Genomic DNA, 8,634 nt, shown 5'->3' with positions numbered 1-8,634 from the left:
CGCATGCCTGCAAGCTGACCATAGGCCAGGTCGGAAAGGGCATTGCTGGATTTATACAGCGACATGCCGCCGACCACCGCAAAGGGGAGTACACCCACGGCCAGAAAGAAAATAATAAGTTTGGCTTTTAAGCTAATGTTTTTCATTGTTAGTCCTCTCTTTTTTGACGTTTATTATTTAGTTATTGGTTATTAGTCATTTGCTTGCCCCGCCTGCCCAGTGAAATGTTTTATCCTATTTCACCGGGGTGAAATTCACGTAGTGACAGCGCAGCCTGCCCGCCATCGGCTCCGCCTTCAGGCGAGGCCTCCGGCTCGTAAAGCCTACGCCTCGGAGAGCGGGCGGGCGCATTTCACCGGGGTCATTTGGTACTGGATACTGGATACTGGATGCTGGATACTGGATACTGGATGCTGGATACTGGATGCTTGAAACTCGTAACCCGTAACCCGCAACCCGCAACCCGCAACCCGTAACCCGCAACTCGTAACCCGCAACCCGTAACGCCCATTACGCTGTTTTTTCGAGAAGTTCTATTTCTTCTCCACTTAGTACCCGATCAATATCTAATAAGATTTTAACACCCCCTTCCATTTTGGCCATTCCGAGGATATAGTCCGTGTTCAGCTTGGCGCCGAACGTGGGAGTCTCCTCGATGTCGCCTTCATTTACATTCAAGCAAAACCAAGTCGAACGTATTCTCTTTAAACCTTGTTAAGGCCTCTTGTCCGCTGCTCGCCTTTTCAACGTAATGACCCAACTTTTCAATGAATGACCCCATGAACCCAGCAACAGAAGCACTATCATCCACAACCAATACTTTTATTAAGCAAAGCCCTTTCTGAAAGCACATTCTCGTTCTTCTTATCGCAAACAGCGTGCCAGAACTTCTGAATGGGTTTTAACTTATTGATATAATATAAATAATAGTAACTATAATTTATAGGAAGGTTCAGAAAGTATGCCATAAATGGCACTCAAAAACATTGGTATGGAGATCATTTAAAGGGTTAGTTGTTGAAAAGACAGAGGAAATTAGGAATGAGCCACAAACGGCACTGTTTGTGCCGATGTCAGCCCAAAATTTTTCATCTTTCTAAAAAATGTTCTGCGGGGAAGGCCAAGAGCCGCAGCTGCTTTTTCGCGATGCCACTGGTTCTGATCCAAGGCCTTAATAACAAGGTTTTTCTCAAATTTTCTAACAGCATGCTGGAACTCAAAAACTCCTACAACTGCTTCCTCATCTGCAGCGCTGTCAAGCTCGATTGATCTTGAAGGTGCTGTTCCCATAAAATCGAGTTTCTTTAAGGTAATATAGCGGTGAAGGGCGTTTTGTAGCTGTCGGACATTTCCCGGCCAGTTATAATTTTGCAAAGCCTCCATGATTTTTCCCGAAATAGAGGGTGCGTTGTTGCCATTATATTTTTTTAAGTAATGATCTATAAGCAGAGGGATATCTTCCTTACGATCTCTTAAAGGCGGTATAGAGATGGGGATTACGTTTATTCTGTAGAAAAAGTCTTCCCGCATCAAACCTTGGTTGACAAGATCCATCAAATTTTTATTTGTGGCAGCAACAATACGAAAGGCGGACATCCTGGTTCTGTTGCTTCCTACCGGCGAGAAACAACCGTTATCAAAGGCTCTTAATAACTTTACTTGCATGTTAAGATCAAGTTCGCCAACTTCATCCAAAAACAAGGTTCCGTGATCGGCAAGGTCCAGATAACCATGAGCATCCTTATCGGCTCCGGTAAAAGCCCCTTTTATATGACCAAAAAACTCTCTTTCAAGAAGCATTTCAGGAATCGCCCCGCAGTTAATAGGCACAAGCTTTTTGTCAGCTCTAGTACTCATCTTATGAACTGCATGTGCCACCAGTTCTTTGCCCGTACCGGATTCTCCATAAATTATTACGCTGGCATTAGATGCCCCGGCTTTTAAAATAAGTTCGTAAACCTCCTGCATGGATGGGCTCTTACCGATAATATCCCCGAATCTGAAACGTTCCTTGATGGATGATCTCAATTTTATATTTTCTTGACGGAGATGTTCCGACTCTTTCTGAATCTCAATTTCTTTGAACTTGCTTTTGGTAATATCTCTTATTGTACTTAAAACAGCGGGCTTTCCATTCCATTTAATTTTAGCCAGATGTGCTTCAGCCCAGAATTCTCTGCGGTCATTTGTCATGTATTTGCCTTGAAAAATACGTTCGCTGGAACCATCCGCTTCAAGGTCCTCATGGAATTTCAGGAAAGGCTTTTTAAAATCATTTGAAATAAGATCAACAACTTTTATGCCTTCAGCCCGGCTTGTATTTTCATATCCAAACATAGAAGCAAAAGCATTATTAGCAAACAAACAAAGCCCTTCCTGAAAGAGCGCTACTCCGTCCGCCACTTGTTCCGTCAGTATCTTGTAGCGTGCTTCGCTCTCTTGTAAAGCCCTCTCTGATCTAATGCGCTCAACAATACTCCCTAATTGGATTGTAATTGCATTAATGAGACTTCTTTCTTCCTTCAGGAAAGGCCCCTCATCTATTTCAGGTTTTTCTTTAAGGTAATAGACTTCCACCACACCGGTCGTTTCATCATGCACATTGATGTCGCTTGACTGGACCCAATCAGTTTCTTTAAAATTTTTTGTTTTGTATTCTTGACCCTCCATGATTATACGCGCACAAGTGATTTCGGGGTATTGCCAGGATGGAGGAATGATATTTATCGTACCCTGTAATATTTCTTCCAGTGTAATGCCTTGTTTCTCAACTAGGCTGGAAATGTTATAAAGACAGTTAAGCTCCTTGATGCGTTCACCAAGTTCATAGTTCTTCTTTTGCAGCTCATTCCTGGCTTTGATGCGCTCAATGACCTTTCCCAAGCGTTCCGCAATAGCGTTGATTAAACTTCTTTCTTCCTTCAGGAAAGGCCCTTCGTCTATTTCCGGCATCTTTTTTAGGTAATAAACTTCCAAAGATCCAATGCGCATGCCATGCACCAAGATATCGCTGGATTGTTTCCAGTTAGTCTTCTTAAAGTTGTCCGTGCCGTATTCTCGGTCTTCCAGGACGATCCGGGAGCAGGTAGTTTCCGGGTATTGCCAGGATGGTGGAATGATATTTACCGTTCCTTGTAATATCTCCTCCAGCGTAAAGTCATGCTTTTCGACAAGACTGGAAATGCTATAGAGGCAATTCAATTCCTTGACGCGTTCGCCCATTGCGTTCACGATTGCTTGCATTGCTTTTTCATTTTTGGGGCACATAGTTTCAGCTCGTTTAAAATGCTCAACCCTTGCTTCCAATTCTTTAACCCTCTTTTCCAATTGATCAGATGTAGGTGTAATTGACATTTCAGATCTCCTGTTTATTGGTTTTGGCGCTCAAGTTCCCTAACATGGTGCATCTATTTCAAAAGTCAGTTCTTGGTGCAGGTCCCAAAGGAGTTGTCCGCTACCTTTTGTCTCGGTGGCATAGAAAAACAAACTCATTCTGCGTCCCTATTAGCTTAGATAATTATTTAATATTATATATTAGCACTACTACAAATTTCGTGCCAAATTATGTTAATTTAGCATAAATTTTTTATCGCAATAATATTGAGATGTTACAAATAATATGAATTGTAATTAAGGGTCGCAGAGGGGGAAATTGTTCGGAAAAATCGGAAATTGTTCGGAAAAATCGGAAAAAGTTCGAGGAAATCGGACTTTTATTGAACAAAAAGAATCGAAATATTTAGGCTGGAATGGATTTAAAGGTGATTATGAGGTTTGTTCTCTTGCGGAGAACGCCGCTCATCGGAAAAATAGCTATTTATGGATGGAAACTACCTAAGGTTTTGAATAAACTCACCCACAGCACCAACACCTTCATTGTCCACCAGTCGAATGGTCTGTGATCCGACAACGGCGATGTCGGCTTTTCCTTTCAAAAAATCGAGATCCTCTTTTTCTTTGACTCCAAAACCGAGTGCCAAGGGAAGCTTTGTGGCCCGGCGGCAGCGCCCAAGATATTCCCCTAATTGTCGGGAAAAGTCCGTATCAACACCGGTAACCCCTTTGCGGGCCACGCAGTAAATAAAACCCTGCCCAAAGGATGCCAGGTACTGCATGCGCTCATCCGGAGTCGTGGGAGAAAAAATGAAAATCGGAGCAAGATCATATTTTTGCATGGCCGCAAGATACTCTCGGCCCTCTTCCGGCGGAAGATCCGGCACAATGGCACCCTTAAGACCGCCAGCCGCCATAGCGGCTGCAAACCGCTCAACCCCGTATTTAAAAAGAATGTTGTAATAAGTCATAAACAAAAACGGAATATCGAAGGTTTGGGCAATCTTACGGGAAAAATCGAAACATTTTTGAACGGTTGCTCCATGGGCCAGAGCTTTCTGGTTGGCTTGCAGGATCACCGGGCCGTCTGCAATCGGCTCGGAAAAAGGAATCTGCAGCTCCATTAGATCAACACCGGCCGCGACCATGGCCTCGATAATCTTAAAGGAATCTTCAAATGACGGATACCCCAAAACAATATGGGTCATCAAAAGAATCTCTTTTTCTTGGAGCCGGCTGTTCAGATATTTCTCAAGCATGATATTCTTCCGCTTTTTTCTTGATAAATTCTTGCCACGAAGGATCGTTGAACGCATCGGCAACCGTAAAGATATCTTTATCGCCTCTCCCGGACTGGTTGATCAGAATAATGGCGGTCTTGGAAAGCTTCGGCGCTTCCTTGAATGCCTGCGCAAAGGCATGCGCTGACTCCAGCGCCGGTATCAGCCCTTCCTTCTGCATCGTAAGTGCAAGGGCCCCGACGACCTCCTGATCGGTTGCCGCCTCAAAGCGAACACGTCCGCTTTCCTTGAGTTGTGCCAGGATCGGTGAGACACCTACATAATCCAATCCAGCGGCGATACTGTGGGTCGCTTTCATCTGCCCGTCGTCGTCTTGCAAAAAATATGTTTTATATCCCTGGGCCACGCCCACACTCGCATCCGGAGAGGCCAGGCGGACGGCATGCTCTCCGCTTTCAAGCCCTCTGCCGGCCGCTTCGACACCCACAAGCTCCACCGGATCATTCAAAAAGGCCTTGAATATCCCCAGGGCATTGGAGCCTCCGCCCACACAGGCATAAACGCGGTCCGGCAGTTTTGCCGCTCTTTCCATAATTTGCCGGCGCGCCTCTTGGCCGATAATGGATTGAAAATAAGAGACCATTTCCGGAAAGGGGTGTGGGCCGCAGGCCGTTCCCAGTACATAATGGGTATTATCCATATTGGTTACCCAGTCGCGCAGAGCCTCATTAATCGCATCCTTTAAAATTCGAGTTCCTTCCTTTACCGGCACAACCTCGGCGCCCAGCCGTTCCATCCAAAAAACATTGGGACGCTGCCGTTGGACATCTACCTCTCCCATATAAATGGTACATTTGAAGCCGAATTTAGCCGCCATGGTGGCGGTGGCCATCCCGTGCTGACCCGCTCCGGTCTCGGCAATAACGCGGGTTTTCCCCATCCGCTTGACCAACAGCCCCTGACCCATGACATTATTGGCCTTATGGGCCCCGGTGTGGTTCAGGTCTTCCCGCTTGATATAAATGCGCCCGCCTCCGAAATAATGGCTAAGGTTTTCCGCAAAGGTAACCGGCGTCGGCCGGCAGGAATACTCAGACATAATATCGGCATATTCTTTCCAAAAAGAAGGGTCCTGCTTGGCCTTTTCAAACGTTTCGACCAACTCGTCGACAGTTGCAATCAGTACCTCGGGAAGAAAAGCGCCTCCATACTGATCATAGTAGCCTCGATTCTGCATCGATTACTCCTCCTATATTTTGAGAAAAGACAAATTGATCCGTGCGACAGTAAAGTTCCGCGTATATGGCGTTTTGAGCTTGGGCAAAATTCAAAAACCGTTTGACGATAAGGATGGGGGTTTGGGTTGATACGGCCAGTTTCAATACCTTCTTCCCTGATAAATAACCGATTTTAAAGTTTTGCTTTCCACCGCTGGGCCGCATAAAATAGTGTTCGGCGACAATTTGCGACAGTGATCGTCCCGCAAGGTCAAAGCGGTCAATACCTGCAAAAAGTGTTGCATGCAGATAGATATCTTCGATCAGGACCGGCGTCTTCTCCACCAGACTGAGCCTGGAAAGAGCATAGGCCTTTTGGTTGGCAAAGGGATTTTCGCCATGGTTTGCAATTGTCTTCAAGCGGGTCTTTTGCAAAATACGCCTTGTAACCGCAAGCCCTTCTTTTTGAAAAGAAAACATCGTCCCCGCCAGGGAAAAAAGATCGACCTCTTTTTGTTGTCGGCGAACAAAGGTACCTGAGCCCCGCCTGCGAACCAGAATGCCTTTGCGAACCAGCAGCTCCGTGGCCTGCCGGGCGGTGGGCCGGCCGATACCGTACCTTGATGCCAGGCTGTTTTCAGACGGTATTCTAGCGCCGGGAGGATATTCTCCGGACCGTACTTGAGCCCAGAGAATATCAGCCAGTTGGCGATACAACGGAATCGGTGACGCGGGGTTGAGCATATAGGCTCCTTCATTATTGCGCTGTTTTTTAGATTGCTCTAAATTGGTTAAGTTGTCAAGACAATTTTAAATGTGGCTGAAGGCGATTGACCCCAATGTTTGGACAGCCTGAAAAAAAATTAAGCTCGAAACCAGCGTATTGAAAAAGAAGAGGCCTCAGGTTTTTCAAAGGTCTCAAACAAAATGCCCTCGGGAGGGGTGAACCCCAAGGGCATTTTTTGGAGGAGGCCTTTTTGGAGGATGGCTAAATCCAAAAAGGAATATATGCGATAATGTAGCACTGTAGCAAAAGAGTGTCAAGCAAAATGACACTTTGTGGTATATTTATTATTGTACCGGATTTCTGCCCAGCCAGAGATGTTATTTATGAAAATTTCGGGTCAGAGCCCTGCACCCAAAGCTTCTCTGATCCGCGTCATGGCTGTCTCGACATTTGCATAGCTGTTGAAAGCGCTGATGCGGATAAAACCCTCACCGCATTTGCCGAAACCGGGCCCGGGAGTTGTAACCACACCCGCTTTTTTCAGCAGTAAATCAAAAAATTCCCAGGCATCGCGCCTGCAGTTCACCCAGATATAAGGTGAATTTTCGCCGCCTGCAAACTCAAAACCAAGCGCAGCCATCTCCTCCCTGATCAGGCCCGCATTGTTCAAATAATAGTCAACAAGTTCCTGAACCTGGGCTTGGCCCTCTGGGCTGTAAACCGCCTCGGCCGCCCTCTGAACCGGATAAGAGACTCCATTGAACTTGGTGGAATGCCGGCGGTTCCACAAGGCATGCAACGAATGTTTCTGACCATTACCATCGTAGGCCATGCAGGTTTTGGGAACAACGGTAAAGGCGCAGCGGGTGCCGGTAAAACCGGCGGTTTTGGAAAAACTTCTGAACTCGATGGCCACTTCACGCGCACCTTCAATCTCAAAAATAGAACGAGGAAGCGCCTGATCACGGATGAAGGCTTGATAGGCGGCATCATAAAGGATCAGGGCCTTGTTTTCACGGGCGTAGTCCACCCACAGCTTCAGGGTATCCCTGGAAATTGAGGCACCGGTGGGATTGTTGGGAAAACACAGATAAATCAGATCCACCGGTTGCGCGGGCAGGTTCGGAACAAATCCGTTTTCAGGCAGACTGTCCAGATACAGAATTTTGTCGTATCGACCGTCGGCAAATTCTCCGGTGCGACCGGCCATGACATTGGTGTCTAAATACACCGGATATACCGGATCCGGGATCGCCAGGCGAATGTCCCCGGCAAACAGCTCCTGAATATTGCCCGAATCACATTTGGAGCCGTCGCTGACAAAAATCTCATCGGAACTGATATCCGCTCCTCTGACCTGATAGTCATTGGCAGCGATCTTGTCCCTTAAAAAATCGTACCCTTGCTCAGGGCCGTAACCCCGGAAGGTGGCATCCGCAGCCATCTCTTTAACACCCTGGGAAAAGGCCTGTATGCAGGCCGGCGGCAGCGCCCGGGTTACATCACCGATACCCAGCCGGATAATATCGGCCTCCGGGTTCTCCTGCTGATAGACGGACACGCGCTTGGCGATCTCGACAAACAGATAAGAAGATTGAAGCTTAAGATAGTTCTCGTTGATACGGATCATGATTCAGCCTTTCTTTATTTTAGTAGCATTATATCAGGCGGTCCGCAGGCTTGCCGAGCACCCCCGCTTAAATCACAACTAAAAGCGATATACCATTAACATACGGATTTCATATCCTAAAACCTGATGACCGTCAACCGTATTCATTAGACTTCGGCACGGCTTTATCGAATCATCAGGAAGCTTTCCAGATTACAAAAACTAAAAAAGGGTTTGCAAGTTTTCAATTTCTTGCAAGCCCTTATGTTTCCTATGGAGGCGGCACCCGGATTTGAACCGGGGAATAGCGGTTTTGCAGACCGCTGCCTTTTAGCTCTAACCCCCTAAATTCCCTTCTTTTTTCAACTCAACAAGCTTGCCTGTGGCAGATTTTGTGTCCAGATTTTTGACCGCTTTTAGTTTGTGGATAGGTGACGGATGCTGATATCTCATGGCCATGATATGTGTTTTGTGACCCATGATTTCCATTATCGTTTTAAGGTCCGT

At 46.4% G+C, this 8,634-nt stretch carries 7 protein-coding genes and 1 tRNA gene; all 8 read right to left on the bottom strand.

From position 1 onward, the window contains the following. Nucleotides 1-510 precede the first annotated feature (510 nt). Nucleotides 511-678 carry a chemotaxis protein CheW gene (locus V3S16_RS07910; RefSeq protein WP_413884133.1) on the bottom strand — a complete coding sequence of 56 codons (168 nt, stop codon included), beginning with the start codon at nucleotides 676-678 and terminating at the stop codon, nucleotides 511-513. Further along, complete coding sequence (locus V3S16_RS07905; RefSeq protein ID WP_413884134.1) at nucleotides 665-781, bottom strand: hypothetical protein; 117 nt, start codon at nucleotides 779-781, stop codon at nucleotides 665-667. Before V3S16_RS07905 ends, V3S16_RS07910 begins: the two co-directional genes overlap by 14 nt. Before the next feature lie 254 nt (nucleotides 782-1,035). Continuing rightward, a complete protein-coding gene (locus tag V3S16_RS07900; protein WP_413884132.1) occupies nucleotides 1,036-3,354 on the bottom strand; it encodes a sigma-54 interaction domain-containing protein in 2,319 nt (772 codons plus the stop codon). 476 nt (nucleotides 3,355-3,830) lie between these two features. After that, nucleotides 3,831-4,592, bottom strand: a complete 762-nt coding sequence (gene trpA / locus V3S16_RS07895) for a tryptophan synthase subunit alpha (protein ID WP_413884131.1) — start codon at nucleotides 4,590-4,592, stop codon at nucleotides 3,831-3,833. Further along, nucleotides 4,585-5,811, bottom strand: coding sequence for a tryptophan synthase subunit beta (trpB, locus tag V3S16_RS07890; RefSeq protein ID WP_413884130.1), 1,227 nt, complete (start codon nucleotides 5,809-5,811; stop codon nucleotides 4,585-4,587). The genes trpA and trpB overlap by 8 nt, the downstream gene beginning before the upstream one ends. Next, the gene (locus V3S16_RS07885) at nucleotides 5,789-6,535 is read right to left on the bottom strand and encodes a GntR family transcriptional regulator (protein WP_413884129.1); all 747 of its coding nucleotides are present in this window, start codon (nucleotides 6,533-6,535) and stop codon (nucleotides 5,789-5,791) included. Before V3S16_RS07885 ends, trpB begins: the two co-directional genes overlap by 23 nt. 380 nt (nucleotides 6,536-6,915) lie before the next feature. Beyond that, entirely contained in the window at nucleotides 6,916-8,148 is a 1,233-nt protein-coding gene (locus V3S16_RS07880) for an LL-diaminopimelate aminotransferase (RefSeq protein ID WP_413884128.1), read from the bottom strand. 253 nt (nucleotides 8,149-8,401) lie between these two features. Beyond that, nucleotides 8,402-8,472, bottom strand: a tRNA-Cys gene (locus V3S16_RS07875). Nucleotides 8,473-8,634: the final 162 nt, after the last annotated feature.

It is taken from the genome of Candidatus Desulfatibia sp., assembly GCF_036446775.1.
In the GTDB taxonomy this organism is placed as follows: domain Bacteria; phylum Desulfobacterota; class Desulfobacteria; order Desulfobacterales; family UBA11574; genus Desulfatibia_A.
The sequence above is the reverse complement of the archived record's forward strand: the minus strand, read 5'-3'. Positions and strand labels throughout refer to the sequence as shown.